The sequence below is a fragment of the Citrobacter sp. KTE30 genome (genome assembly GCF_000398825.1).
In the GTDB taxonomy this organism is placed as follows: Bacteria; Pseudomonadota; Gammaproteobacteria; order Enterobacterales; family Enterobacteriaceae; genus Citrobacter; species Citrobacter freundii.
The window spans coordinates 788,297-813,900 of sequence record NZ_KB976055.1; the positions used below are offsets into that span (position 1 = coordinate 788,297).

General features: G+C 48.1%; 18 protein-coding genes. 7 read left to right on the plus strand and 11 right to left on the minus strand.

What is annotated here, in order from left to right; translation table 11 throughout:
* Positions 1-59 precede the first annotated feature (59 nt).
* The 4 genes from WC1_RS19050 to puuD all read right to left on the minus strand — a co-directional run bounded on the left by WC1_RS19050 (position 60) and on the right by puuD (position 4,316).
* Positions 60-1,340, minus strand: a complete 1,281-nt coding sequence (locus WC1_RS19050) for an NAD(P)/FAD-dependent oxidoreductase (protein WP_003838714.1) — start codon at positions 1,338-1,340, stop codon at positions 60-62.
* A gap of 2 nt (positions 1,341-1,342) precedes the next feature.
* Positions 1,343-2,830: an aldehyde dehydrogenase PuuC gene (puuC, locus tag WC1_RS19045; RefSeq protein ID WP_003838712.1), complete on the minus strand. Its 1,488-nt coding sequence runs from the start codon at positions 2,828-2,830 to the stop codon at positions 1,343-1,345.
* 138 nt (positions 2,831-2,968) lie between these two features.
* Complete coding sequence (gene puuR, locus WC1_RS19040) at positions 2,969-3,526, minus strand: HTH-type transcriptional regulator PuuR (RefSeq protein WP_003830877.1); 558 nt, start codon at positions 3,524-3,526, stop codon at positions 2,969-2,971.
* A gap of 25 nt (positions 3,527-3,551) precedes the next feature.
* Positions 3,552-4,316: a gamma-glutamyl-gamma-aminobutyrate hydrolase gene (gene puuD / locus WC1_RS19035; protein ID WP_016149650.1), complete on the minus strand. Its 765-nt coding sequence runs from the start codon at positions 4,314-4,316 to the stop codon at positions 3,552-3,554.
* A 212-nt stretch (positions 4,317-4,528) separates the two neighbouring features.
* Between puuD and WC1_RS19030 the strand changes: the two genes are divergently transcribed.
* Both WC1_RS19030 and WC1_RS19025 read left to right on the plus strand, forming a co-directional pair.
* Positions 4,529-5,947, plus strand: coding sequence for a glutamine synthetase family protein (locus WC1_RS19030; RefSeq protein WP_003847712.1), 1,419 nt, complete (start codon positions 4,529-4,531; stop codon positions 5,945-5,947).
* 343 nt (positions 5,948-6,290) lie between these two features.
* Complete coding sequence (locus WC1_RS19025; protein WP_003838705.1) at positions 6,291-7,679, plus strand: APC family permease; 1,389 nt, start codon at positions 6,291-6,293, stop codon at positions 7,677-7,679.
* A gap of 159 nt (positions 7,680-7,838) precedes the next feature.
* Here the strand turns inward: WC1_RS19025 and WC1_RS19020 are convergent, their stop codons facing one another.
* The 4 genes from WC1_RS19020 to WC1_RS19005 all read right to left on the minus strand — a co-directional run bounded on the left by WC1_RS19020 (position 7,839) and on the right by WC1_RS19005 (position 17,573).
* The gene (locus WC1_RS19020; protein WP_016149651.1) at positions 7,839-12,167 is read right to left on the minus strand and encodes an AAA family ATPase; all 4,329 of its coding nucleotides are present in this window, start codon (positions 12,165-12,167) and stop codon (positions 7,839-7,841) included.
* 6 nt (positions 12,168-12,173) lie between these two features.
* A complete protein-coding gene (locus WC1_RS19015; RefSeq protein WP_016149652.1) occupies positions 12,174-13,730 on the minus strand; it encodes a hypothetical protein in 1,557 nt (518 codons plus the stop codon).
* A gap of 538 nt (positions 13,731-14,268) precedes the next feature.
* Complete coding sequence (locus tag WC1_RS19010; RefSeq protein ID WP_016149653.1) at positions 14,269-16,491, minus strand: EAL domain-containing protein; 2,223 nt, start codon at positions 16,489-16,491, stop codon at positions 14,269-14,271.
* A gap of 503 nt (positions 16,492-16,994) precedes the next feature.
* Positions 16,995-17,573, minus strand: a complete 579-nt coding sequence (locus WC1_RS19005) for an agmatine deiminase family protein (protein ID WP_016149654.1) — start codon at positions 17,571-17,573, stop codon at positions 16,995-16,997.
* Between the two features lie 403 nt (positions 17,574-17,976).
* On the opposite strand from WC1_RS19005, the gene WC1_RS19000 reads away from it, so the two are divergent.
* A complete protein-coding gene (locus WC1_RS19000) occupies positions 17,977-18,540 on the plus strand; it encodes a DJ-1/PfpI family protein (RefSeq protein WP_003838695.1) in 564 nt (187 codons plus the stop codon).
* A 56-nt stretch (positions 18,541-18,596) separates the two neighbouring features.
* On the opposite strand, the gene WC1_RS18995 is transcribed toward WC1_RS19000, so the two are convergent.
* Together WC1_RS18995 and WC1_RS18990 are read right to left on the minus strand one after the other, a co-directional pair.
* The gene (locus tag WC1_RS18995) at positions 18,597-19,343 is read right to left on the minus strand and encodes an SAM-dependent methyltransferase (RefSeq protein WP_016149655.1); all 747 of its coding nucleotides are present in this window, start codon (positions 19,341-19,343) and stop codon (positions 18,597-18,599) included.
* Positions 19,344-19,353: 10 nt separating this feature from the next.
* Positions 19,354-19,611: a YjhX family toxin gene (locus tag WC1_RS18990; RefSeq protein ID WP_003021255.1), complete on the minus strand. Its 258-nt coding sequence runs from the start codon at positions 19,609-19,611 to the stop codon at positions 19,354-19,356.
* 1,318 nt (positions 19,612-20,929) lie between these two features.
* Between WC1_RS18990 and pepT the strand changes: the two genes are divergently transcribed.
* The 4 genes from pepT (at position 20,930) to WC1_RS18970 (ending at position 24,829) form a co-directional block, all read left to right on the plus strand.
* Positions 20,930-22,186: a peptidase T gene (gene pepT, locus WC1_RS18985; protein ID WP_016149656.1), complete on the plus strand. Its 1,257-nt coding sequence runs from the start codon at positions 20,930-20,932 to the stop codon at positions 22,184-22,186.
* Positions 22,183-23,544, plus strand: a complete 1,362-nt coding sequence (dcuC, locus tag WC1_RS18980; RefSeq protein ID WP_003830889.1) for a C4-dicarboxylate transporter DcuC — start codon at positions 22,183-22,185, stop codon at positions 23,542-23,544. The genes pepT and dcuC overlap by 4 nt, the downstream gene beginning before the upstream one ends.
* Before the next feature lie 322 nt (positions 23,545-23,866).
* A complete protein-coding gene (locus tag WC1_RS18975; RefSeq protein ID WP_016149657.1) occupies positions 23,867-24,496 on the plus strand; it encodes a DUF2913 family protein in 630 nt (209 codons plus the stop codon).
* A 96-nt stretch (positions 24,497-24,592) separates the two neighbouring features.
* A complete protein-coding gene (locus WC1_RS18970) occupies positions 24,593-24,829 on the plus strand; it encodes a hypothetical protein (RefSeq protein WP_003838687.1) in 237 nt (78 codons plus the stop codon).
* Positions 24,830-24,930: 101 nt separating this feature from the next.
* On the opposite strand, the gene WC1_RS18965 is transcribed toward WC1_RS18970, so the two are convergent.
* A complete protein-coding gene (locus WC1_RS18965; RefSeq protein WP_016149658.1) occupies positions 24,931-25,560 on the minus strand; it encodes a LysE family translocator in 630 nt (209 codons plus the stop codon).
* Positions 25,561-25,604 lie beyond the last annotated feature (44 nt).

Consider the following 25,604-nt stretch of genomic DNA (forward strand, 5'->3'; position numbering starts at 1 on the left):
CGGCAATAAAAAACGCACAGGGGGGACCGCCCTGTGCGTCGGGTTTATCGCGGAAGAACTTAAACCCCAAGGCGATCGCGTAAGCTGTAATAGGCCGCGCCCATGGCGGTAAACGGAATGCGCAGGCTGCGGCCTCCCGGGAACGGGTAATGCGGCAGTTTGGCGAACGCGTCAAAACGCTCGGCATCCCCGCGCAGCAGTTCCGAAATCAGCCGTCCTGCCAGGTGGGTACAAGTCACGCCGTGGCCGCTGTAGCCCTGCATATAGTAAATGTTGGTATCAAGACGGCCGAACTGCGGCATGCGCGACAGCGTTAACAGGAAATTACCGGTCCAGCGGTAATCAATTTTTACCCCCTGCAATTGCGGGAAGGTCTTCAGCAGTTTCGGCATTACCAGACGCTCAATATCGTCCGGATCGCGAGCGCCGTAGACTACACCGCCGCCGTACAGCAGGCGGTTATCGCCGGTCAGACGGTAGTAATCCAGCAGGTAGTTACAATCTTCCACGCAGTAGTTTTTCGGGATCAGCGAGCGCGCCATCTCCGCCGACAGCGGTTCGGTGGTTAACACCTGCGTGCCGCACGGCATGCTGCTTTTTGCCAGCGCAGGTTCCAGTTTGTCGCCGAGGTAGGCGTTGCCCGCGACAATCACAAAACGTGCCGTAACCTGACCTTTTTCGGTGCTGACCACCGCCGGGGTGGTGTGCTGAATACGCGTCACAGGCGATTGTTCGAAGACGCGCCCGCCGTTCAGACGAATGGCGTTAGCCTCGCCAATCGCCAGGTTTAGCGGATGAATATGACCACCGCTGTGGTCGAGTAGCGCGCCGACATAACGATCGCTGCTGACTTCGCGGCGAATTTCGCTGCTATCCAACAGTTCAAGCTGCGTATTGCCGTAGCGTTCCCAGTTCGATTTCTGCTCCTCCAGCGTTTCCATCTGTTTGTGGTTCAGGGCCACAAACAGCCCGCCAGGACGATAGTCGCAGTCGATCTGATAACGTTTGATACGTTCGCGAATGATATTGCCGCCTTCAAACATCATACTGCCAAGCATTTTAGCGGCGTCCGGGCCGTAGGTGCGTTCAATGACGTCGATATCGCGACTGTAGGAGTTCACCAACTGGCCACCGTTGCGCCCGCTGGCTCCGAAGCCAATTCGTGCGGATTCCAGTAGCACCACGTCGTAACCCATCTCTGATAAATGCAGGGCGGAGGAGAGTCCGGTATAACCACCGCCCACGACGCAAACATCACAGCTTACCGATTCGCTAAGGGTCGGGAACGGTTCGTATTGATTGGCGCTTGCGGCGTAATAACTGCTGGTATGTTCAGTCATGATTAAGACTCCAGGGAGATCCAGATGGTTTTTAATTCGCTAAATTTTTCCAGCGCATGCAGGGATTTATCGCGTCCGTTACCACTTTGCTTATAGCCGCCGAATGGCACGGTCATATCACCGTCGTTGTAGTTATTCACGAAGACCGAACCGGCCTTCAGGCGGCGACTCATGCGGTGCGCGCGCGACAAATCGCGGGTCCAGACCGCGGCGCCCAGACCGTAGTCGCTGTCGTTGGCCAGCGCCAGAGCTTCGGCTTCACTGCTAAAACGGGTGATGACCAGTACCGGGCCGAAAATCTCATCGCGGCTGACGTGGGCTTGCGGCGCGGTGTCGACAAAAATAGTCGGGCCGATGGCCGCCGGGTGTACGTGGCTGCGGCCATCCAGCGCCAGCGTGCCTTGCGCTTCACCGTCGCGAATAAAACTGTGAACGGTGTCGGCATGCGTGTTGTCGATAAGCGTGCCCATCGTGGTTTCCGGATCCAGCGGGTTGCCCGGCTGCCAGTTTTTCGCCTGCTCTTTTAAAAGCGCGATAAACTCGTCGGCAATACTTTCTTCCAGCAGCAGACGTGTACCGGCGATACAAACCTGGCCCTGATTATAGAAAATACCTGCCGCTGCATTAGCGGCGGCTTTCGGCAGATCCGGGCAGTCGGCAAATACGATGTTGGCACTTTTACCGCCGGCCTCCAGCCAGACGCGTTTCATGTTGCTGTCGCCAGCATCTTTGAGCAGTTGCTTGCCGGTGCGGGTCGAGCCGGTAAAGGTGATCACATCAACATCCGGATGCAGCGACAGTGCCTGGCCCGCCTCGTGACCGTACCCGCTCACAACGCTGAGCACGCCATCGGGCAAACCTGCTTTTTTAGCCAGTGCGGCCAGGCGAATCGCGGTCAGCGGTGATTTTTCGGAAGGCTTGAGGATCACGCTGTTACCCGCAGCCAGAGCCGGGCCGAGTTTCCAGCAGGCCAGCAGCAGGGGAAAATTCCACGGCACGATGGCCGCAATCACGCCCACCGGTTCGCGGACAATCAGCGCTAAATCGTTCACCGAGGTAGTGGCAACTTCACCATAGACTTTATCTATCGCCTCGGCGTACCAACGGATGGCGCGTGCCGCGCCGGGAATATCATCACGCAGGCTATGGCGAATCGGTTTACCGGTGTCGAGCGTTTCCAGTAGCGCCAGCTCCTCGTGATGCTGCTCCATTAAATCGGCGAGTTTGTGCAGCACCGCTTTGCGCTCTGCGGGTGATGCCTGCGACCAGTCCCCGCGTTCAAACACGGTGCGGGCTGCGGTGACCGCGCGGTCAACATCCGCTTTTTTGCCGCGGGCGACTTTGGCGAGCGGGCGTTGTCCTGCCGGATCCTGGGTAATAAAGGTTTCGTTATCGGCGGCGGCACAATATTCGCCGTTAATAAATAAACGGGTTTCCGGTGAATAATGGCTGGCTTTCTCACGCCAATATTTAAGATTCTGAAAGTTCATAGCTACTCCTTTTATATCAATAAGATAAAGTTCGTTGCTGATCTTTTTCAGGCAAAATCAGGCTGCACGATACCCCAGGGATGTACCCTGTTAATGCGCGTTATTTAAGAAGGCCTGAGAAACTCAGGCCGTTACTGATTAGAACGTGGTGGGAGTGTGGGCACTGATGATGCGGCAGATCCCCGCCGAGGTGTTGCTGAAGCTGTGTGGTATGCCGGTGTTAATGGCATAGCTTTGCCCTGCAACAAGAGGATACGTTTGACCGTTGATGGTCAGTATCACTTCACCTTCCAGTATTGTGCCAATCTCTTCACCCTGATGTTTAATTCTCTCCCCGGTTGTCGTGCCTGGCTGATAGGTTTCAAACATCATTGCCAGCGTACGATTCGGATTTCCGTTGTGTACCAGCTTCATGGATACTCCCTGACTCCCGATCTCAATCAAATCATCCTGATTGATAACCACCTGCGGTTCGTCAGGCTTTTCCGGTTCCGCGAAGAACTCGGAGAGCGACAGCCCATATACTTTCAATAGCTTTTGCAGCGTACTGATGGCAGGACTGACTTTATCCTGCTCTATGGTGCTGATGGCGCTATGCGTTAACCCAGACAGTTCGGCGGCACGACGCTGCGAAAGACCCAATTGCTGGCGGATCTCTGACAAACGTTTACCCGGCGCCAGGCCGTCATCGCTCATAATTGCATTTCCTTAACTGTAGTGGTCAGAGTCGCTGTTTTTCAGCGAGGTGGTTCTGACAAGCGGTGATAAAACCTTCAAGTAACAAACGCGACAGGGCGTATTCGCTACTGTTCCATTCCGGGTGCCACTGCACGCCGAGCGCGAAAGGATGGTCATGGACGCTGGCCGCTTCCACTAATCCATCCTGCGAGCGTGCTTCCACGCGCAGCTGCGGGCCAAGGGTTTTTGCTCCCTGACCATGCAAGGAGTTAACCCAAAACGTGCTGCAACCTGGTATTAACTGAGATAGCAATCCTCCCTGTTGAACCTGGACTTCATGAGATGGCGCATATTGCTGCTCCACCGGGAGTTCCGCATCTTCACGATGTTCCAGGAACTGTGAGTGATCGCACAGGCGACGATACAGAGTCCCGCCAGTGGCGACAACTAATTCCTGTAAGCCCCGGCAGATGGCGAAAATGGGAATGCGCCTTTCGAGCCCGGCGGTAATTAGCGCCATGCTCAGAAGATCACGCCCGGGATCGGCGTCAGACTCATCGCCATTTTCACCATAGAGGTGCGGCTGCACATTGCTTGGGCTTCCTGGCAGGAAGATACCATCCAGTTTCGGTAACAGCGCGTTCAGCAATTCGGGTTCCGCGAGCGCATGGGGCAGCGCTATCGGTAATCCACCGGCATTTAATACCGCATTCAGGTACTTTTCTTGCAGAGTCTGGGTCTCATGACCCTTAAGCCTGTTCCTACACATCACTACACCAATAACTGGCTTGTTAAATATATTGCCCATGATCGACCTCACGTTTTGGAATAAATTATTGCCAAACGGTTCCTTGTTGTGCAATTCCGTTCATTATTTTCTCAATCTAGCAGCGGAATAACCTTATAGCAAACTTAATTTAACATTTGACAAACAATTTGTTTGCATCCAGAGTCGAATGGTGGACATTATATTTAACAGTCAAATCACAGAGCAGCTTACCAGGCCAACGGCGGTGAATCATGGAAACCAATATCGTAGAAGTTGAGAATTTTGTTCAGCATTCTGAAGAGAGACGAAGTAGCGCGTTTGCGCGCGAAGTTAAACAGTATCTGGAACGCTATCCTAATACGCAGTATGTGGATGTGCTGTTAACCGACCTTAATGGCTGTTTTCGCGGTAAGCGCCTTCCGGTTGCTGGATTGCATAAGTTAGAGAAAGGCTGCTATTTCCCGGCATCCGTTTTCGCGATGGATATTCTTGGCAATGTGGTTGAAGAGGCGGGATTAGGCCAGGAGCTTGGCGAACCGGATCGGACTTGTGTACCGGTGGCAGGCACGTTAACCCCTTCGGCCGCCGATCCTGAATTTATTGCACAGATGATGCTGACGATGCTGGATGAAGATGGCGCTCCCTTTGACGTTGAGCCGCGGAACGTACTGAACCGACTCTGGCAGAAACTTCGCCAGCGCGGTCTGTTCCCCGTCGTAGCGGTAGAGCTGGAGTTCTATTTACTCGATCGTAAGCGCGATCCCGAAGGTTATCTGCAGCCGCCGTGCGCGCCGGGTACGGACGATCGCAATACCCAAAGTCAGGTTTACTCGGTTGATAACCTGAACCATTTTGCTGATGTGTTAAACGATATCGATGAACTGGCCCGTTTACAGCTGATCCCGGCTGACGGCGCAGTGGCTGAAGCCTCCCCTGGGCAGTTTGAAATCAACCTCTACCATACCGATAACGTGCTCGACGCCTGCGACGACGCGCTGGCGTTGAAACGTCTGGTACGGCTGGTGGCGGAGAAACATAAGATGCATGCCACGTTTATGGCAAAGCCTTATGAGGAACACGCAGGGAGCGGGATGCATATCCACATCAGCATTATGAATAATAAAGGCGAGAACGTGCTGGCCGATGCGAATGGCGATGATTCCATGTTACTTAAGCGTGCGCTTGCCGGGATGATTGATCTGATGCCCGCGTCAATGGCGCTGCTGGCGCCGAATGTGAACTCTTATCGCCGCTTCCAGCCGGGTATGTATGTGCCGACTCAGGCTTCCTGGGGGCATAACAACCGTACGGTGGCGCTGCGTATTCCCTGCGGCGATCGTGATAACCATCGGGTTGAATATCGCGTGGCGGGGGCGGATGCCAACCCATATCTGGTGATGTCGACCATCCTGGCGGGGATCCTTCACGGTCTGGATAACGAGCTACCGTTGCAGGAAGAGGTGGAAGGCAACGGACTGGAGCAGGAAGGTTTGCCGTTTCCTATCCGCCAGAGCGATGCGCTGTGGGAGTTTATGCAAAACGACAGTCTGCGTGAATTATTGGGTGAGCGTTTTAGCCACGTGTATCACGCCTGTAAAAACGATGAATTAATCCAGTTTGAACGTCTTATCACCGACACTGAAATTGAGTGGATGTTGAAAAACGCCTGACAGTCGTACAGGTCATTTAAAAAGAAGTCGCATCATGCGGGCTGAGCGGAGCCAGCCCGTCAAAATTGCAGGAATACCTGCCATTTCCCGGATGTCGCGTAATGGAGCGCGGGCGACAACGGGTCTTCAGATAACCGACAGAGTTTGTGACGAGGAAATGTGATGATGCCAATGTTTAAAAACCAGCCCCGCGTGAGCATCCATGGCTCCCGCAGTAAGTACGGACCGCATCTGTGCCGTGCAACATTGACGCCTTTCTTATGGCTTTCTACCCCGATACGACCCAGGTCTGCTGTTCCCACATTTCGAACGCAGATCTGGGCTCGTCGCGGGGAGGAAAGCTATGTCGACTAATTCTTCTGTGGATCTTGCAGCCCAGCCGGGCAAAGCACAGCTGCGTAAATCTCTCAAGCTGTGGCAGGTAGTGGTGATGGGGCTGGCCTATCTCACGCCGATGACGGTGTTTGACACCTTTGGCATTGTTTCGGGTATCAGCAATGGCCATGTTCCAGCCTCCTACCTGCTGGCCCTGGCGGGCGTACTGTTTACCGCCATCAGTTACGGAAAGCTGGTGCGCCAGTTTCCGCAGGCCGGTTCGGCCTATACCTATGCGCAAAAAGCGATTAATCCGCATGTGGGGTTTATGGTCGGCTGGTCGTCACTGCTTGACTACCTTTTCCTGCCGATGATTAACGTACTATTGGCGAAAATTTACCTTTCCGCGTTATTCCCGGGGGTTGCGCCATGGATTTGGGTGGTGCTGTTCGTGGCGATCCTTACCGCGGCCAATTTGAAAAGCGTTAACCTGGTGGCGAACTTCAATGCCCTGTTTGTCCTGGTGCAGGTGGCGATCATCGTGGTGTTTATTTTCCTCGTGGTGCAGGGGCTGCACAAAGGCGAAGGGGTCGGGACCGTCTGGTCGTTGCAACCGTTTATTAGTCAGAATGCGCATTTGATTCCGATTATCACCGGGGCGACCATTGTCTGCTTCTCGTTTCTCGGGTTTGACGCGGTAACGACTCTCTCTGAAGAGACGCCAGATGCTGCGCGCACCATTCCAAAAGCCATTTTTCTTACCGCGCTGTACGGTGGACTGATCTTCATTGCCGCTTCGTTCTTTATGCAACTGTTCTTCCCGGACATTAGCCGATTCAAAGACCCGGATGCGGCGCTGCCGGAGATTGCGCTGTACGTCGGCGGCAAGTTGTTCCAGTCTATTTTTCTGTGCACCACCTTTGTGAATACGCTGGCGTCAGGTCTGGCGTCGCATGCCAGCGTTTCTCGCCTGCTGTATGTGATGGGCCGCGATAACGTCTTCCCGGAGAAGTACTTTGGTTATGTCCATCCCAAATGGCGTACTCCCGCGTTGAACGTCATCATGGTCGGGATTGTGGCGCTGTCGGCCCTGTTTTTTGATCTGGTGACCGCTACGGCGCTGATTAACTTTGGCGCGTTGGTGGCCTTTACCTTCGTTAATCTGTCCGTGTTTAACCACTTCTGGCGTCGTGAAGGACGTAAGCATACCTGGCAGGAAAAGTTGCACTATCTGGTATTGCCAATGGTCGGTGCCGCCACGGTAGCCGTACTATGGGTGAATCTGGAAGTGACATCGCTGACGCTGGGACTGGTATGGGCCGGCGTTGGGCTGGTGTATCTCGCGTACCTGACCGGACGCTTTCGTAAACCGCCGCCGCAGTTTGACGCCGCGAAATCTGAGCGCGCATGGGAGTGATGGAAACGGAATCGGCAGAGATCTGGTAATGACGATTAATATTTAGCAGTGGCCAGATTTACACCATCGGATGTGAAAGTCGGCCGTAGCTTTCGGCTAGTCAAATGAAAACGGTATGCCACTGTGGAAAGTCGTGGCATACCTGCTTAGCGGTGTTGTTTACTGAACCGCAAGTCGATTTTTTTCCCTGATGCGATTGATCAATTCCATTTGCTCGTGGGTTGCCCTTACCAACAAACCGTCCAGAACGGCATCGTTATATTGTTCACTTGAATAGGTTAATTCAAATAACCCCATCTTAATGATAATATCGCGAACCGCTTCATTTGGATCGTTAGCAAGTCTCAGTCGGATTTTCTGGCTGCTTCGTGGAGCAAGGAGCCCACTAAACAGGCACCGAGCCAAATCGCTTCGAATCGTGACATCAGGATCATTTGCCAGTTGCTCTTGCACCAGAAGAGAGAGCGGATTCATGCGATCTGATTCTTCAATCAACTTTCTTTTAACGCTGTTATCTATATCCTTTGCTAACAATATCTGGACCTCTGGCGTTAACCTTTTATTTTTCGCCAATGCGAGCCTTATTCTGAGATCGTTATCTTTTATCAACCGATGCTGCACTTCTTCACTCAGTGGCGAATTGAAGAGTCCTTCCGAACCTCTAGCCAGTGCTTCCCTAACACAGATGGCATCATCTTCTACCAGTATGAGTTGTGCCGACGGATGCAGTTTAGGATAAGAGGCCATTTTCTGGCGAATTGACAGATCGCTATCTCTGGCAAGAAGGGTTTGTGTTAGAGGATTCAGTGTAAAGAGATAGTTTTCCTCCTCTGGTATCAGGTGGGCACGTACTCTTTGGTCTCTATCGTTTGCCAATTTCACCTGAACTGCTTTTCCTGGGCTTTGTGAGGCCGCAACTGCGCAGCGTACTTTGACCGATTTATCGTTCGCCAGTTGCCATTCGATCTCGCGATCTGTCCACCAATCACGTAACAGGGCGATGCGAACCTTGTCTTCATCATCAAGGAGCAGCTCGTGGAGAATCTTAGTATTCGTATTTTGGTTGGCCGCCAGTTTCTGACGCACATTGGCCTCTTTGTGCGTAACCAACTCTTCTTGCCCATCCCTACTCAACGCCGGGTTACTGGCTAACGCTTCGAGTATCTCTACGCTGCAGTTCTCCAGATTCAGGATTTTATTCTGTAGGGCTTCCGATAGCGCGGAATTACCAGCCAGCGCTAGCGCGATTTTTGTCACACTCTTCGTTGATGGTAAACCTGAGTTTGCCCTCATGCTGGCTAAAATCGACTGTACGCTTTCCATCGCCGTGGCCAGATTGTTTACCGCCAATTCTGTTTTATAGATGCGTTCCATTAACGGTTCGCCGATTTGTGGATTGCCCGCTAGATTCTCGCGTATCGCAGCTGAGCCCGAGTCGTAAAGCTGCGTATAGTACTCTTCATTGAGATGCTGATTTAGTGCAAGCGCCAGTTGTACTTCCTCTTCATCCTTTATTAATTTACCAATGATTGGAGCGGTAAGGGCATTGTTCCTGGCCAGTTGAACACGGATTTCGCTATCATGCATTTCAGCGAGCTGCGCCATGATTGGACCCGTCAGGTTGCGATTACCTGCTAACGCGTAATGCACTTCCTGGTTACCGTTATCCAGTAATTGCTGTTGAGTTAATGCACTTATAGTGGCGTTACTTGCCAGCTCTTTTTGAACATCGTAGATATCATTGGCTAGTCGCTGCTGTACTTCACTCGGTAGATTTTCAGTGTAAGCCAACGATTTTCGAACCTGATGGTTTTGATCCATCGCGAGATGATGTATAGCTTTCTCTGGCAGCGAATTGCGCCAGTGTACCAGGCGTGCACGAACATCATCATCGCTATCATCCATTAAGGTACAGATCGTGTCGTCCGCAATGTTAGCATTGCCAGCTAATGTCTCACGTACTTCTGTGCAGCTGTCCTTGGTCAGTTGTTCCTGAACCTCAGGGTGAAGAGCGTAATTGCTGGCAAGGGCAATACGTATTTTTTCTGACGGATGCTGGCTCAAATTGTTTTGCAACAGGGCGCTATCAAAGTGTTTGCTACCGGCGAGTTCTCTAAGAACTTCATCTGTGTCCTGGAGCAAAGAGTTTAATGCGGGATTGGACAGATTAGGGTGTTCGGCAAGCTTGCGACGAACCGAGACACGCGTATCCTGAGTCAGCCGTATCTGTGCGGTTGCAGTCAGGTTGGGGTTAGACGCTAATGACTCCCTAACTTCCGTACATTCATCTTTTGCTAACTCTAGTTGTACAGCTTCCGCGAGTAATCCTTCACGGCGGCGTTTAGCCAGTGTTTCACGCACGTCCTGATCGCTGTCCAGCGTCAGGATCTGTTGTACCTTTTCGCTAAGCCCATCAAGATCTGCTAGATCTTCACGCACGGTAAAATCGTGGTCCCTTGCCAGTATTTCCTGCGCCTCAGGGTGAAGATTGCTATTGCGCGCCAAACGTCGGCGAATAGAGACCCTGGAATCCTTCGCAAGTTGTAATTGCATTAATTTACTGAGATTTTTATTGGTAATCAGCATCTCGCAAACGTCTAATTCTGGATCACGCATTAAATGTTGAAGCAATGTACTATCTGTGCTGTTGCTGGCGAGCTGGAGTCGATGTTGAATAGTGAGCTGAAGCCGTTCGAATTGTGTTGCCATCAGATCATGCGGTGCATTTGCATGTATACAGGCCAGATGTAAAAGATCGATGTCAAACTCAGGCTGGTCATTAACAATGTTAATACGTTGGGTGAGTACCTGCTCAGGACAGTTCGGGTTACGATATACTGCTTTGCGTACGTTCAGGTCTGCATCTGCCGCCAGTTTTTCCAGTAAATCATCCGGACAATCTTCGCTATTAGCGACCTCTGCGCGGCGCAACGAGTTTGCACTATCCGCCATCTGAATCATCTGCGCTACGCTAAGACCATCGCTGGTGGAAGCTGGTTTGAGCTTGAGTTTCTCAAACAACTCTTCGTATTGGGCAACCTGTTCACGCAGGGTCTCACGTAACGGAACTGTAAGCTGGATAGCAGCTTCCAGATCTTTCAGCTCCAACTGGCGGTTTTCAAGGAATGCTATTTCTCGAGCTTCGTTGATAGCATTCTGAATATCTGCACCTGCATAATCACGGCACTGTGTTACCAGCTTATTGCGTTCATTCTGGGTCAGTTCAAGCGACTCACCTTTCAGATGGATGTCCAGAATAGCTGCTCGCTCTACGCCGTTGGGGAATCCGACGTAAAACACCTCATCGAACCGTCCTTTACGCAGCAACTCTGGAGGGAGCACGGTAATATTGTTAGCAGTGGCAATGACAAATACCGCACCGGTTTTTTCTTGCATCCAGGTCAAAAAATAGCCGAAAAGTCGTGAGGAAACCTCCGAACCACTGCCACTGTTCATGCCGACAAAGGCTTTTTCCAGTTCGTCGATCCACAAAATACAGGGGCTAATTGATTCTGCCATTGTTAGCGCCCGACGCATATTATGTTCACTTTCTCCGACGTACTTACCCAATAATGAGCCGATATCAAGACGTAGGAGTGGCAACTGGAATAAACCGGACGCTGCTTTGGCTGCAAGAGACTTCCCACAACCGGGCATACCGGCGATAAGTACACCTTTAGGCGCCTGTACGCGTGAATCGCGAGCTTCACTCAGGCGGCGGAAAATCTGGGCGCGGCGAGTGAGCCAGGTTTTAAGGTTCTCAAGACCGCCGATGTCAGTTGCATTTTCGATTACGTGCAGCATCTCAAGCACGCCACTTTTTGCGATAATCTGCTCTTTCCCATGCTGGATAAGAGCCAACGCCTCGTCATTAATTTGTTCATGCTGTTGACGAACTAGTGCTAATACTGATCGGATCTCTTCCTGGTTCAGTCCGCAACACGCAGTATGCAGACGCTGATGCATATTTTCCGGGACAAACAGATCAAGCATCTGGCAAAAACTGCTGAGCTGCTGGTTAATTTCCTCACCCTGGGGCAGTGACAGGGGGAGCAAGGTGATTTGCGACTCGATTTGTACTGGGATGTGCAAAGTTTCTGAAACAAGTACTACAGCCGTTTTGCTCCGGTGGTGGCGCTGAATGCGGTTGAGCAATTGCTTTAACCGTGCAACGGCGAGTGGCTGGTTTTCCAGTGCACTGCGGGCATCTTTAATGATGAGGAGTTTTCCGTCCAAATCGTCATCGAGCAGCGAAGGTAAACTTTCTGCTAGTTCGGTGGCCTGACTCTGCGTGTTCCGAGGCTGCTTGTTATGGAAATCAACCCAGCCATATCCAAGGTTCCACTCTTTGGGAGACAGTGTCAGTTCTGTACTTATTTCCTGCAATAGCGTATCAACTCGGCTTTCTTCGCCGGAGTGGATGTAAAGCCCTGGATATCCAGCGAGGATATGGGATTTTATCTTGGTCTTAAGTTCGAGCAGATTCATCAGTATTTACCAGAATGAGAAAAGGTTTGAGGCAAAGTTACTGATACCCCGGCTAAAGGACTTAATGACATGACTCGCATTTTCAGTAACACTGGCAATGACTTTGGCAGCTGTTTTGGCAACAACCTTGCCCGCGTTATAGACGATTTCACCAATTTGCCCACCCGCTATACCACCTGCGACACCGCCAACAAACCCTCCAACGGCTGTACCGACTGGACCAAATACGGTACCAATCGCTGCGCCCAACGTGGCCCCCTCCGTTGCACCAGCAATAGCCATTGTCGTGGTTATAGTGGTGTTACCGATGGCATCGAGCGCTTCCTCTCCAGTCAGTTCACCTTTGCCCAGTTTATAAAGTACCTTTGCATTCTGTATGCCCACGCAGACGATATTGGTAATTAGGCCCGCAGGTGTACTGCGTAAGGCTGCGCCAAGAAAGCCGTTCTTGACAGCGACTACGACCGCTCCGGAAACAGTAACCTGTATAGCTGTTTGCGTACCGGTACGCAGCGAGCTTTCGAAAAAATCGTTGAGGTCTTCACTAGTGGATGGATTTTCACGACCGTTCAGGCGATTCCAGGCACGCCTTGCAAGGATTCTGGTTCCCTGCATACCCACCGCAATACAGGCACCGAGCACAGCCTGTTTACCAATTTGCTTGGCAATATCAATACGATTAGTGTCATTCCAGTCGTACTGACGCGCTTCGGCATCTTGTTGAGCTTTTTTCTGTAATTCTTTTGCTTTCTCTTTAGAAAGTGGCTGAGAAGACACTCCGTCAGCTTCAATAACCTCTGTGCTGTTGACCACATCTGCGCCTTGCCCCTCGGGAACTAGCGCTTGTTGATCGTTATAGTCGCCCCGATTGAGCTGTGTATTTGTGGCGTTTGAGTCAGCACCATATTTCGACTGATATTTGCAGACCACATTGCCGTTGCCGTCAACAATCTCAATATCAACGGAGTTTAGCTCCTGTGAACCAACAACCCGTGCACGATACGGACTGCCTTTGGTGGTTGCATCGATATTAAATGTATCGACGTGATGCTGTTCCGCAACAAGACCATCTAGATTGGGGTTTTGGTTGATATTCCCGGCCAGCGTGGTGATTGTTTTGCGCGCATTTTCGTTAGCGTCTACCAAGGCGCTATCGATAAGGCTGGCGTATTGGCCTACGTGTACCGAACCGGAAACTGCTGCATTTTTTTCTATCTCGCCAGCCAACCAGGAGGCACGGCTACGACCTTTATCCATATGCTGCTGTAATGAGTCGCGAGACTGATTAAAGGCTTCCGTAGACCGTATTATCTGCCGACGAGTGTTTAGTAACTCTTCTTCGTTTTTCCAGATCTGTGGATATTTACGAAATTCATCATCCAACCATTGCCCCAATGGCTGATCGCCGCGAGCCTGGCAGGAGGTTACGAAAGAGCTAATAATGGATGCGGTCTGCTCGGGAGCATTAATCTCCTCTACAACTTGCAATTCTACCTGTGTGATGGAGGAAAATTCATCATCGTTAATATTCTGAGCGAGATTATTATTTTGTTGTGTCATCATTTTTACCGTTAAATCTGCTGTGTGATATATCATCAAATGACTATGATAATTGACGCAAATGATATTAGCCGTAATGCTAAATGCAGACTAGCGCAGCGATCACTAATATTGATTATGAACTCTATGACTGAGGTAGCCAAAATCTTCAGGTTGCCACCCGATTTAAAGCTTCTTGGTCAGTTTCTCATTAGGGATTAATTTCGGGGAAATACCACGTTTTTAAGGCTAAACCAGCCTATCATGCAGGAAAGTCCTTCTCGCCGTTTTTTTTTGCACAATACAAAACCTCCATATGGAGGAGCATTAATCTCCATATAAATTTCAAAGATCCTCTAAAAAAACCCTTATTTTTAGGAGGGGGGAGGCTCTACAACTCATGGCTGTATGGCAATATCTGTAGACTGATAGGTAGCAACAACACGATGTTATGACGTTAAGTTGTATAGTGTTTTGCTTAATTAATATGCAGTTTTAGTTAAGGGAATAAAAAACCGGCACGGGAGCCGGTAAGTGGAACAATGTAGGAATATAATTATTATTATAATTCAGCCAACTCAATAGGAACGGGTTTCCCTATATGGTATCCCTGTAACCAACCAATACCCATGGTAATTAGAATCTTTTCAATTTCCTCATTTTCAACAAACTCAGCTACCACTTCCATATTTTTGAGTTTTGCTACTTCGCAGAAGGATCTGACGGCGCATCGACTAAATTCATCGGTCAGTATATTACGGATGAAGGAGCCATCAATTTTCAGAATATCTGCGTCTAATGTTCTGAGTCGTGAATAGCTTGACGCCCCTGTGCCAAAATCATCAATAGCAATTTTAGAACCGGCTTTACGTAATGCTCTCAGAACATCAGTGACATTAGCATTGTCAATGATATCTGATTCAATGATTTCAAAAATTATACGTTTAGGTGTGATGGAATATTTTCTAAACAATGTGAAAACATTATCAAGAAAATCAATTTTATTAAGCGAGTCAGGTGTCAGATTAATGGAGAAATGACTGCTCGGGTCAGATTTCTGCCGTGACTGTATAAAACGAAATGTTTGCTCTATAACAGTGATATCCAGTGCAGGAAGTAATCCTGCCTCACGAGCAACGGGTAGGATGGTATCTGGAAAGATTAACTTACCATCAACCATTTTTATCCGAATAAGTATCTCGTGATAACGTGTCAGTCCCGTAGTTGAAACGATAGGCTGAACAACCAGCATCGTTGATACGATGGGTTGAGCCATAAGCTCAAACGATTTTCTGTCAATTGCTTTTTGCAACATATGACGAATGACTGCCTGACTGACAATTTTATCGCCTGGCACCTGCGGGCTGAGTAACAACGGTTGCCCCTGCATTAACGAGATGTAGCTTTGGGTATTAAGATGTTTAATTGCTTGTGATAAATTTTTAATCAGGTTTTTCTCGGTGGTATATGCCACACCACAAGATAGTCCCAATTGGTAATCCTTCCAGATAAAACGAAAAGAGTTTAGGTCTTTGTAAAGAGTAGGAATGTCAGGGGCAGTATTAAGGCGAAGAATTATTCCATGACCAGGTGCGTAATAAATGTTACCTGTATCCTTAATCAATTTACGTACATATGAGCTTAGCGCTTTTACAAATTCAAAACGGAATTCTATTCCATGGGTTTGCTCCAGCGTATTCAACTCTGTACAACGGATGTAACACAAGCACTCTGTTGCGTGTTTACGGATGTCCATTTGCAGGGCCTGAAAGTTAGGCAGTCCGGTATTAGGCTCTGATCTAAAAAGTTGTTTGAGGCGGCGGAGATATTTTCGGTTACGGACCACAAGTACACCGGTAACAACAATCGTAAGAGAAAAGACAAACACTATCGTGGAGGAAATCACGAGACTATGTAAATAATTATTATAGTTATCCGGCGAAATATAACTGTTTATATAATATCCCAACAGGATGAGCATTGTTACCCATACAGGGGATATAAAAGCATGGCCAATGCAGATCACTCCCCACAGCATTACTGGAAGTAACCACAGTAATGAATAGTCTGTAAATATAAGAATATCTTCTCTGATGACGATCAAAGCGGACATAATGCAGAGTAACAGCACCAGCCATAATACTTGATACAGAATAGGAGGGCCGGATTTTATCAGCGTCTTCACTTGTCTGATGTATAAAATGCACCATGCAGGGTTTTGAACGCTTCTAAGCAACAGATAACAAAAAGGGATGCCAGTCAAGCAAGAGTTCATCAACCACTGTAAGTTAATTAGTGTTTGTAGTGTAAAAAGGTTTGTGATCGGTGCTGAGGCAGTGTTCGACTGGAGCCAGTAATCAATCGAGATGAATAGTAAGGCGTTGCAACACACGAGCCAGACAATACGCAGGGTTGTAAGCTGGCTACGACCAAAGCTAACCGCGCCTCGTTTACCTGTCGAGAAAAAGTAGAGTGTCTGGCTAATGAGAGCAGCCAGCAGTTGAGCCGTTAGCGTGAACACCGAAGATAAAGAGTAAGAATAAAGGGCATACAAGAAAAAGGCACCCAAAATTGGCAGCGCCTTTTGCCGGTATAAAACCAGCAGTGCAGAAATAAGAGGTAAAGTGAGATCGTAAAAATGCAGTGTTATACCCGCAACATCCTCTTGCTTACTGAGATGACCAGCGACCAGCTGTAATGCAAAAAACGCGATGCCTACACAAAAATAGCCTCTAAATGTATTAATGAAATTTATATTTTCAGTTTTTCTTAGCAATATCATCATTCGCAATTTTCAGTGAGTTATCACCGTTCTCGATTTAAGTCATCTACTTAAAAAAGGTTAGACTGGAGGTTTGAAATGTGTATTTTTGGATGTTTTCGCTAATTGAAAACCATTCTAAAATATGTTATGTAAATTTTTTAAAGGTAACCTCGATAATTTCCGTGTGTTTCACAACGCAGGGAAGAACAATTTTTGTGACTGTACTGATAATAAAAATTCCGTCAGTAGCCATTATTTAAGACAGAATAGACGATCGATAAAAACGATCAATATAAATCTTTTGATAGATTTTATCGATAGGTTTGGCAGATCATAAATACCACGAAAGATCGATAAAATCTATTAAAATGTTATTTTTTAAAGGTGTTTATTTCATAAATGTTAATTGAGCACTTTGTTTATTAAAAATTAACCTATGCAGGCATCCTTCTAAAGGAATTATTATGATATTGGCAGGAAAGTGAGTTTCCCCACCTTCCCACAATACACTCAATTGTTAATCATTAACGAGATTGCTGCTGTGTCGCGCAGTGAATGCCGCCGCCGCCAGCTGCAATGCCATCAATATTCAGTTGTATAATTTCACGATCGATAAACTGCTCCTGCAAAATAGCATGGGTATTACGTTCGTGCTCTTGCTTATTGCCCCAGCCGTTGAAATTAAATCCCACACCGCCGAGCGCACCGCTGGCGCTTATCACAAACACCGGCCCGGTGTCGCGGATCCACAAATCGTCTATCGGGTGAACCAGAAGATTGACCGACGGTCCGCACAGACGCGCGGCGAGCTCGCTGTCTTCTTCGCGTACCAACATATTTACGGGTTCAAATGCGGCGATGGTTTTAGCAACTAGCGCCAGGTTTTCCTGCACCACCGGTAGCAGATGAGGCTCCCAGATCTCGGCACTGGCACCAAACGCCATCCAGGTTGCCGCATGCGGTGCGCCTTCATCCGGCATTTGCCAGCGGCGGTCCTCTGTTGCGCGGGCAAATTGGCTAAAACTGATGCCTGTCATACCGGCGAGTAGCATACTCGTTGAAGTCACCAGACCTTGCCAGACGAACGAACGTCTTGTCATCATAGGATTAACCTTTGCGTATATTTATCTGATATTGGATGAATAAAATAATAATAGATAATTAATGTTCTGCGTATTTTAAATATTGAATAATAAATAAATTGATTGCGGATAAGTTTCATGCGGAATATAGCACAGGAGATATTCGTTGCAATCTCTTCTTTTTATATTATGAGTGAGGCTGACTACTATTAAAAATTATCAACTATATATTTATATATAATTTATATTTATCAGCATGAACATGTGTCACGTCGTAGGCTCTGAAGCCCCGTCTGACGGGCCTTGCCGCGGATTGTGATCAGGCCGATTGTTCTGTTGTATTTATTAATGCCATGAACCGTGTGGACTATAGTAAAGATGGCCGTTATTTCTCATCATTAATAACCGTGAGTGGGGGATGTGAATGAAGAAGATACTGATGCTGGTCGGAGATTATGTCGAAGATTATGAAACGATGGTGCCTTTTCAGGCTTTGCAAATGCTTGGGCATCGTGTGGATGCCGTCTGTCCGGATAAAAGTCAGGGTGACTACGTTCAAACCGCCATTCACGATTTTGATGGGGCGCAGACATACAGTGAAAAGCCGGGACATCGCTTTACGTTGAATGCGAATTTTGCCGAGGCGCGGGCCGCCGATTACGACGCACTGTTGATCCCCGGCGGGCGTGCTCCGGAATATCTTCGACTGAATCCAGATGTCATTAAGCTGGTGCAAGATTTCAACACTGCCGATAAGCCTATCGCTGCGGTTTGTCATGGGCCCCAACTATTAGCGGCGGCGGGAGTGTTAGAAAACCGGACCTGTAGCGCTTATCCGGCCTGTGCGCCTGAGGTCCGTCTGAGCGGTGGACATTATGCCGATATTGGCATTGATCAGGCCCACGTTGATGGCAATCTGGTGACGGCACCAGCATGGCCCGCGCATCCGCAATGGTTAGCTAAATTTGTTGAAGTATTAATGAAGTAAGCGACGATGAGATGAAAAAGTCGGTATAACCAGCCTGGCTATACCGACAGGAGATATTACCTCCGCATGAGTGCGAACACGCCCCACCCGATATATTCCCGGGTGAAGGTAACGTGGCGTGCTGGTGAACTTCTCAGTTGCTCTCTGACTTCGACGGCAAACTCATCGTCCGGATTTGCCTTCAGCCACCGGCGCATCGTCAACCATTTTGCCGCCTCGTATCTGTCCCAACCCTCCTGGTCCGCCAGTACCATTTCAACCACGTCATAACCGAGCTGGTCGAAAGACGAAACGCGTTCTGGCAGAGAGAGGAAATCAGTCACTGAAGTCGCGCCGCAAGACTTAGCGATCTCCTCCGTTGCGGGTATCTGACGCCAGTACGGTTCGCCGATGAGCAGCATCCCGCCTGATTTGAGACTTTGTTCCAGCTGTTTGACCGTTCCGGCCACGCCGCCGGCAATCCAGGTTGCACCAATGCAGGCGGCAATATCGAATTTTTCTTCGGCGATATAACCTGTTGCACCGGCATGAATAAAACGCACGTGCTCAGCGACGCCCAATTCACTTGCCCGCAGGGTGGCTTGCTCGCTGAATAACTGGCTCATATCGATACCAACGCCGGAAATTCCATGATCGCGTGCCCAGGTGCACAACATCTCGCCAGAGCCGCTGCCGAGATCCAGGATGCGGGTTCCTGGGGCCATCCGTAAAACCTGACCTAACGTTGCATATTTCTGCGCGGTGAACGGATTATGAATGCGATGTGCGCTTTCGCTGATTGTAAAAATCTTCGGGATATCCATCTCTCTCTCCTTAGCGATTATCCAGTTGGGCGCGAACGTTGTTCAGCCCAGTGGTATTGATGCGGTAGGGCTGACCATTGACGGATTTGATCAGTTTTTTCGTTCTGAGCTTTTTGAATACATCGAGCGTGCAGTCGCAGAGCAGTAACCCTTCGCGGCTATAGCATTCGACGGAAGTGACACGGCCTGATGCATCACGGACGTGAGCAATACGGCCACCTTTGGCGAGTACGTGTAAGGTACGTTGTTCCTGACGGGATAAATTCATACTGGAAAACCTGTTTAATCATCATGTGCAAAACGTGCAAACACACAGCGGTGTCCGCATTCGATTTCGGCGCATTGATAACCAGTCCGGCCTGAAAAGGTCGGTAAGCTGATTATCTGATGATTACATTCTCCAGCATCAAAGCCTCGGGTTGAGTTGATAGATATTTACCTGCTGAATCATACCAGCCTGGACGAGTAGGGGAATCGTCCTGTCGGGAAAATGTGATCTATGACGAAAAATTGCGTTTAGCTTATTTTATAATTTTTTAACTCTCAGCTAGCTGAGCGGTGTATGAATATATTAAATTTATTGAATTTTCAGACATCGTCAGTAGCGGTATTGGTCGTAATGATGTGTAGTTGGTCTCACTTGCGTCACACTATAGATTAGTGATATTTAATCTTTTCTTATCTTAATTTTGTTTTATTTGATAAACAGGTCTTTATTATAAAAAGAATTTTTAATGGTGTTTGTGTTTAATTCTATTTAGGAATTTTCTTAACGTCATGAAGTGTGTATACTCAATCCTGCAAGAAGCTCTTCTGTTATCATCAAAACTATAAAAATGTCCTTAACACCCGTATTACCTCTGCCCTGTATCTCTTCTCAGGGGAGAGGTTTTTTTTTCTGTATATTATTTTGATAGTCGTCATAAATAGATAATTTAATATTATTGTTCTTGTTGCTTTACATTAGTGATGACGACAGATTTTTTTCTGTGAACCATACGGTACTATTGAAATAGTATCGCTATGAATCTATTTTATAGTGAATAGTGTAATTTTGTATTTATTTATAATGGTATTATATAGTTTTTCTTATAACTGCCTGTTTTTCAGCGTTATGTTAATTCTCGCTTTTGAAATAATTGTGATTTTGTTCACGGATTTTAGTGCGTTAAGTGGCTATTTGTAGAGAGGTGCAAACGGTTGCATTTTGCTGTTACAGCATTCGTTCATTAAAAAATATAGCGATGGTATATCTTGTGTCGGTATTGGGTGCAAGAATCTAAATGATTTTTATTATCTCTTAGATATACGAATACCGTTTATGACTTCTGTTAGCTTAACACCATGGAAAATGCAGTAAAAACAGACAGGGAATATGATTTTATCAATCAGAACGGAGCTTTTAATCACTGGCATAATTACTGGCTTTTTATCTTCCTTTTTATAAATCGTTGTCGTAATGCCCATAAAGTCAGCATTCTGGGATGAGTGCTGATTTTATTTTGTTCTCAGATTATTCAACCCACGCTGTATGCAGGTCTTCTCTTGCAGTACCTCGTAAATGATACATTAAAGGATCTCCTGGAATGGATATTGTTGAACGCTTTATTAACTACACGAAAATCAATACCACGACCTCAAGGGAAAATGGTGCTAATGGGATAATGCCTTCTTCACCTGGTCAAATGGAACTGGCAAAACTGCTGGCAGTAGAACTTGAAGCATTAGGAATGGAAAACATTGAGGTCAGGGATACCGCTATTGTGACAGCGACATTACCTGCAAATACGGACGACGCGATCCCTGTCGTTTCCTTTTTTGGTCATCTCGATACCAGTGCGGAACAGACTGCGGACACAAAAGCACAACGTCTTCACTACAGCGGTGGGGATTTGTGTCTGAACCAGGAGCTAAAAATTCATCTGCGCGAAAGTGAATTTCCAGAACTGAAAAATTATATCGGTGATGACCTGCTGGTGACGGATGGTACCAGTCTGTTGGGGGCAGATGATAAAGCCGCCATCGCCGCGATTATGAATGCCCTGGAGTACCTTGTCGCACATCCGGAGATTAAGCATGGGCCGGTGAAGGTCGGTTTTGTTCCTGATGAAGAGCAGGGATTACGAGGTGCAAAAGCATTTGATGTTGCGGCGTTTGGGGCTGATTTTGGCTATACCCTGGACTGCTGCGGCATTGGAGAATTTGTCTATGAGAACTGGAACGCGGGTGATGCGGAAATCATCTTTACCGGCCAGTCCGCACACCCTATGTCGGCCAAAGGTAAGCTGAAGAACTCTCTGCTGATGGCGCATAAGTTTATTGCGATGCTGCCCGGAGGAGAGGCGCCTGAGTATACGGAAGGACGCGAAGGGTATTACTGGGTAAAACAACTTCAGGGTAACAGTGCCCGTACGGTACTTAAGCTGGATATCCGGGATTTTACCGAAGAGGGGTATAAGGCGCGTATGGCATATATCCGCCAGCTGGCCGTCAGCACCTGCGCGCTGTGGGGAGAAAACAGCGTGGTCTGCCATTTAACCGATCGCTATGCCAATGTGTTCAATAGCTTGCAGGGCGATGCTCACTATCCGATTGATATTGCGTTACGCGCGTATCAGAAGTGTGGCATTACCCCGCAACCTGTCGCCATGCGTGGTGGATATGATGGCGCAGTGTTATCGCAGAAAGGACTACCTTGCCCGAATATTTTTACCGGTGCCCATAACTTTCATTCGATTTATGAATACCTGCCGGTGCGTTCACTGCGGGCCGCCAGCGATGTCGTGGTAGCGGTCATTGAGGAAACCTTTGCTGAGTTCGCGCAGGGGAGAGCTCAGTCATGATTCAGGTGTTAATTGCCCTACTGGTGATCGTGGTGGTCGCGCGTCTGATCCTGAAAGGTTATCGCGCTGAACCCGTGTTGTTCATTGCTGGCCTGGTGTTGATGATTTGTACGGCGTTAACCGGATGGGGTTCTGTATTACCGAAGGGTGTTGCCAGTACGGGGATTTCATTTCTCGATCCTTTCGAGGTGATGCGCGATCTCTTTAGTACGCGTGCCGCCGATCTCGGCCTGATGATCATGGCGCTCATGGGATTTGCGCATTACATGGATCATATCGGGGCAAATGAAGCGGTTGTGCGGGTTGTGACGAAACCTTTGCGCGCGCTGCGTTCGCCCTATGTGCTTCTATTTTTCTCCTATCTGCTCGCCAGCCTCCTGCAGTTGGCCATTCCATCCGCCACCGGGCTAGCCGTGTTGCTGATGGGGACGATGTTCCCCATTATGCTGGGGTTAGGGCTTTCTGCGGCCTCAGCCGCTGGGGTTATTGCCACCTCGCTTGGTGTGGCATATACCCCGACGGCCATCGATGCTATCAGGGGATCTAAAGCGGTCAATATGGATGTGGTGGAATACGTTGTTTACCACCAGGGACCCGCAGCGCTGGCAACCGTGCTGGTCGTCGGCGTCTGCCATTTCTTCTGGCAGCGGCATTGCGACCGTAAAGCGGGGACGCTTCCACGAGAAATCGGTAGCGCTGAGGTGACTGACTCAGGAAAAGCCCCGGCTTTTTATGCGCTGCTCCCGATGCTTCCGATACTGATGGCGGTGGGATCATCGGAAATGTTTGTCAGTGGTATTAACCTGAATATTATCACCATTGTGCTCATTTCGATGGCTGTCTGTATGTTGATTGAATGGCTGCGGGTGCGTGATTTAAAGTCAGTATGCGAAGGATTCAGCCATTTCCTTAAAGGCATGGGCACTGCCTTTACCGGGGTAGTTGGGCTGCTGGTTGCGGCAGGTGTTTTTGCCCACGGGATTAAAGTTATTGGTGCCATTGATCAATTAATCCTGATGGCGGAGCACGTGGGATTACCCCCATTTGCTATGGCGGTGGTGTTTGCGCTGGTGACGCTGGCGGCAGCAATTATTATGGGATCGGGTAATGCGCCATTCCTTGCTTTCGTTGAGCTGATCCCGCAAATCGCGGCAAGTATGGGCGCTAACGCTGTTGCCATGATCCTGCCGATGCAGCAGGCATCACATATGGGGCGGGCAATTTCACCGGTTTCCGGCGTGGTGATTGCCGTTTCCAGTGGGGCGAAAATAACGCCATTTGATGTGGTTAAACGTACCGCCGTACCGCTGATTGTGGGCTTTGTAACTCATACCCTGATCATCGGTATTTTCTATTAACTTCGTTTGTAACAAGCAAACTTCCGGCCTGCTAAATGTCCGGTAGTTTGCTTTTTCTGATTACAGCTCTCATCACCGCAGATGATATTGATTACTGGTGATTATTATTAACTTTTATCTTTATCGCATTATTCTTATTGGACATTGTTGAGCTATTCTGGATTAATGATTAATAAGTATGATGTATTGTATTTGCACGTTTATTACATAGGGATAAGTTAACCTGGATCATATTTTGGCGATTTTAGTTGTAGTAATTTTTTAATAGAGTAATACAAGAATAACGTGGAATAACAATGACGATTTATTTGGGCAGGTTTAAGTGGTAAGGGATTCTGGAAGAGTTAGTACGTTACGACATCATTATCAGGATGATCTGGAAACATTTACCTGGAGTGCGTTAGTTGCAATTGGTATCGCAATAAAGGATCATAAGATCTACTCCAAAATGTCAGAGCATCTATTCATTATGCATTGGCTGGCTATTGCCAAAAAAAGAAAAATATTTTCGAAGAGCATTGTCAGTGAGCTTCAGTGGCTAATTGATGAGGGGAAGAAAAAAAGCATCAATGCACAACTTAAATTTAAAATAGAATATTTGTACGCCACGTCGAGTGGTGACGTGACAATGCAAAACGACTATTTTAAATTTACTCATACGATTGAAGTATTGAGCAATAATGGATGGGAGAGCTTTCTGCTCACTCCAGAGAAGTGGCAAGGACTTCATGAAAGTATTAAGGTCAGAAAAGGTGACTTTATCTTTATGGATGATGCCCGGCTTCAGGAGTGCTTTGGCGTGCAGGGCGAGATTGTCAAACCTTTCTGTATTCGAGTGTACGGCGATGTTGAGTTTGCAAAGTTAACGTTCATCAAACATAACCTGCCGGTTGAATTTGTGAAACACATTTCGAATGAGTTTCATTATTTCAATTTTCTTTCTGTTAAGTAATGCTTAATTGATATAGAGGAAAAATTTCTGTTTGTTCAAAGAGTAGTGATCTACTTGTGAAAGTATCGGATATATACCACGCGCAAAGGATAGCGAATGTTTACTCGAAAGTTAGTGATTACAACCGAATGGATAAGGTTGTCGGATACGTCAGACAATATGTCCATTTCTTTTCGGGGCGTTCTTGAGATCGGTGAAAGCACAGTTGTGCCAGATGACAATACACCTCTACTTCGTTTAGAAAATGACATGGCACCTATCGCCGTTGATGCGTTATCATGGGTGAGGGTGCCAGTTGAACGCCATGAAAATGTTATCGTCTATATTTTCTGAATCCGGGCTTATTAATCCATTAATAATATTAATGTCGATTTGTTCTTATTTTATCCTTCCCGGTGCAAGATGAGATGTCTGGCTGAACAATTTGTTGAGGATCACATCACGGGTGAGAGCATTTGTAGTGCGTGTACATTATAAATAATGCCAAACACCGCCACCGCGAGCAGAAAAAGAGAGGAGATAAAACCGCTGCATCTGGCAAAGCGCGCTGGTATCCAGCGTTTGAAAACCACGATGTAAAAAGACAACACCGTAACATCAAAAATAACCCACACCAGCGTTAGCGTCAGAATGCTGGTGGTGAAATCTTGCGTAATGGCAATGAACTGGGGGAAAAAAGCTACGAAAAACAAAATGTCCTTTGGGTTGGCGACCCCGGTCAGAAATCCGTGGATAAGCCCGCTGTTATCGCGCTTTCGCGCACCCAGTCCGGGTTTTGAGGCCCTGGTCTGCAGGCCGTTAATCGCCATCACTCCGATATACAACGATCCCACAAGACCCAGTACGCCAAGCCATATCGCAGAGATTGAAACCACGCCAGCTAGCATCAGTGCAGCCAGAGCAATCAGTACTAAAGAAGCGCCGTTAGTGCCAATCAGCGTGAGAAAAGCCCGGCGATAGCCGTGCTGCGCCGCGGTGGTGGTAATCAGCGCCACGACAGGACCCGGTGTTAACAGCAGGGTTACTACGCTGAGGCTATAGGCAGCCAGTAAAGTGAAATTCATACCTGATTATCCTGATGATATTTTCCACCAGTATTCCGTTTACG

Excerpts from the sequence above, each read along its gene's own strand:
- WC1_RS19050 (WP_003838714.1), bottom strand. The coding sequence starts at position 1,340 with ATGACTGAACATACCAGCAGTTATTACGCCGCAAGCGCCAATCAATAC.
- puuC (WP_003838712.1), bottom strand. The coding sequence starts at position 2,830 with ATGAACTTTCAGAATCTTAAATATTGGCGTGAGAAAGCCAGCCATTAT.
- puuR (WP_003830877.1), bottom strand. The coding sequence starts at position 3,526 with ATGAGCGATGACGGCCTGGCGCCGGGTAAACGTTTGTCAGAGATCCGC.
- puuD (WP_016149650.1), bottom strand. The coding sequence starts at position 4,316 with ATGGGCAATATATTTAACAAGCCAGTTATTGGTGTAGTGATGTGTAGG.
- WC1_RS19030 (WP_003847712.1), top strand. The coding sequence starts at position 4,529 with ATGGAAACCAATATCGTAGAAGTTGAGAATTTTGTTCAGCATTCTGAA.
- WC1_RS19025 (WP_003838705.1), top strand. The coding sequence starts at position 6,291 with ATGTCGACTAATTCTTCTGTGGATCTTGCAGCCCAGCCGGGCAAAGCA.
- WC1_RS19020 (WP_016149651.1), bottom strand. The coding sequence starts at position 12,167 with ATGAATCTGCTCGAACTTAAGACCAAGATAAAATCCCATATCCTCGCT.
- WC1_RS19015 (WP_016149652.1), bottom strand. The coding sequence starts at position 13,730 with ATGATGACACAACAAAATAATAATCTCGCTCAGAATATTAACGATGAT.
- WC1_RS19010 (WP_016149653.1), bottom strand. The coding sequence starts at position 16,491 with ATGATGATATTGCTAAGAAAAACTGAAAATATAAATTTCATTAATACA.
- WC1_RS19005 (WP_016149654.1), bottom strand. The coding sequence starts at position 17,573 with ATGATGACAAGACGTTCGTTCGTCTGGCAAGGTCTGGTGACTTCAACG.
- WC1_RS19000 (WP_003838695.1), top strand. The coding sequence starts at position 17,977 with ATGAAGAAGATACTGATGCTGGTCGGAGATTATGTCGAAGATTATGAA.
- WC1_RS18995 (WP_016149655.1), bottom strand. The coding sequence starts at position 19,343 with ATGGATATCCCGAAGATTTTTACAATCAGCGAAAGCGCACATCGCATT.
- WC1_RS18990 (WP_003021255.1), bottom strand. The coding sequence starts at position 19,611 with ATGAATTTATCCCGTCAGGAACAACGTACCTTACACGTACTCGCCAAA.
- pepT (WP_016149656.1), top strand. The coding sequence starts at position 20,930 with ATGGATATTGTTGAACGCTTTATTAACTACACGAAAATCAATACCACG.
- dcuC (WP_003830889.1), top strand. The coding sequence starts at position 22,183 with ATGATTCAGGTGTTAATTGCCCTACTGGTGATCGTGGTGGTCGCGCGT.
- WC1_RS18970 (WP_003838687.1), top strand. The coding sequence starts at position 24,593 with ATGTTTACTCGAAAGTTAGTGATTACAACCGAATGGATAAGGTTGTCG.
- WC1_RS18965 (WP_016149658.1), bottom strand. The coding sequence starts at position 25,560 with ATGAATTTCACTTTACTGGCTGCCTATAGCCTCAGCGTAGTAACCCTG.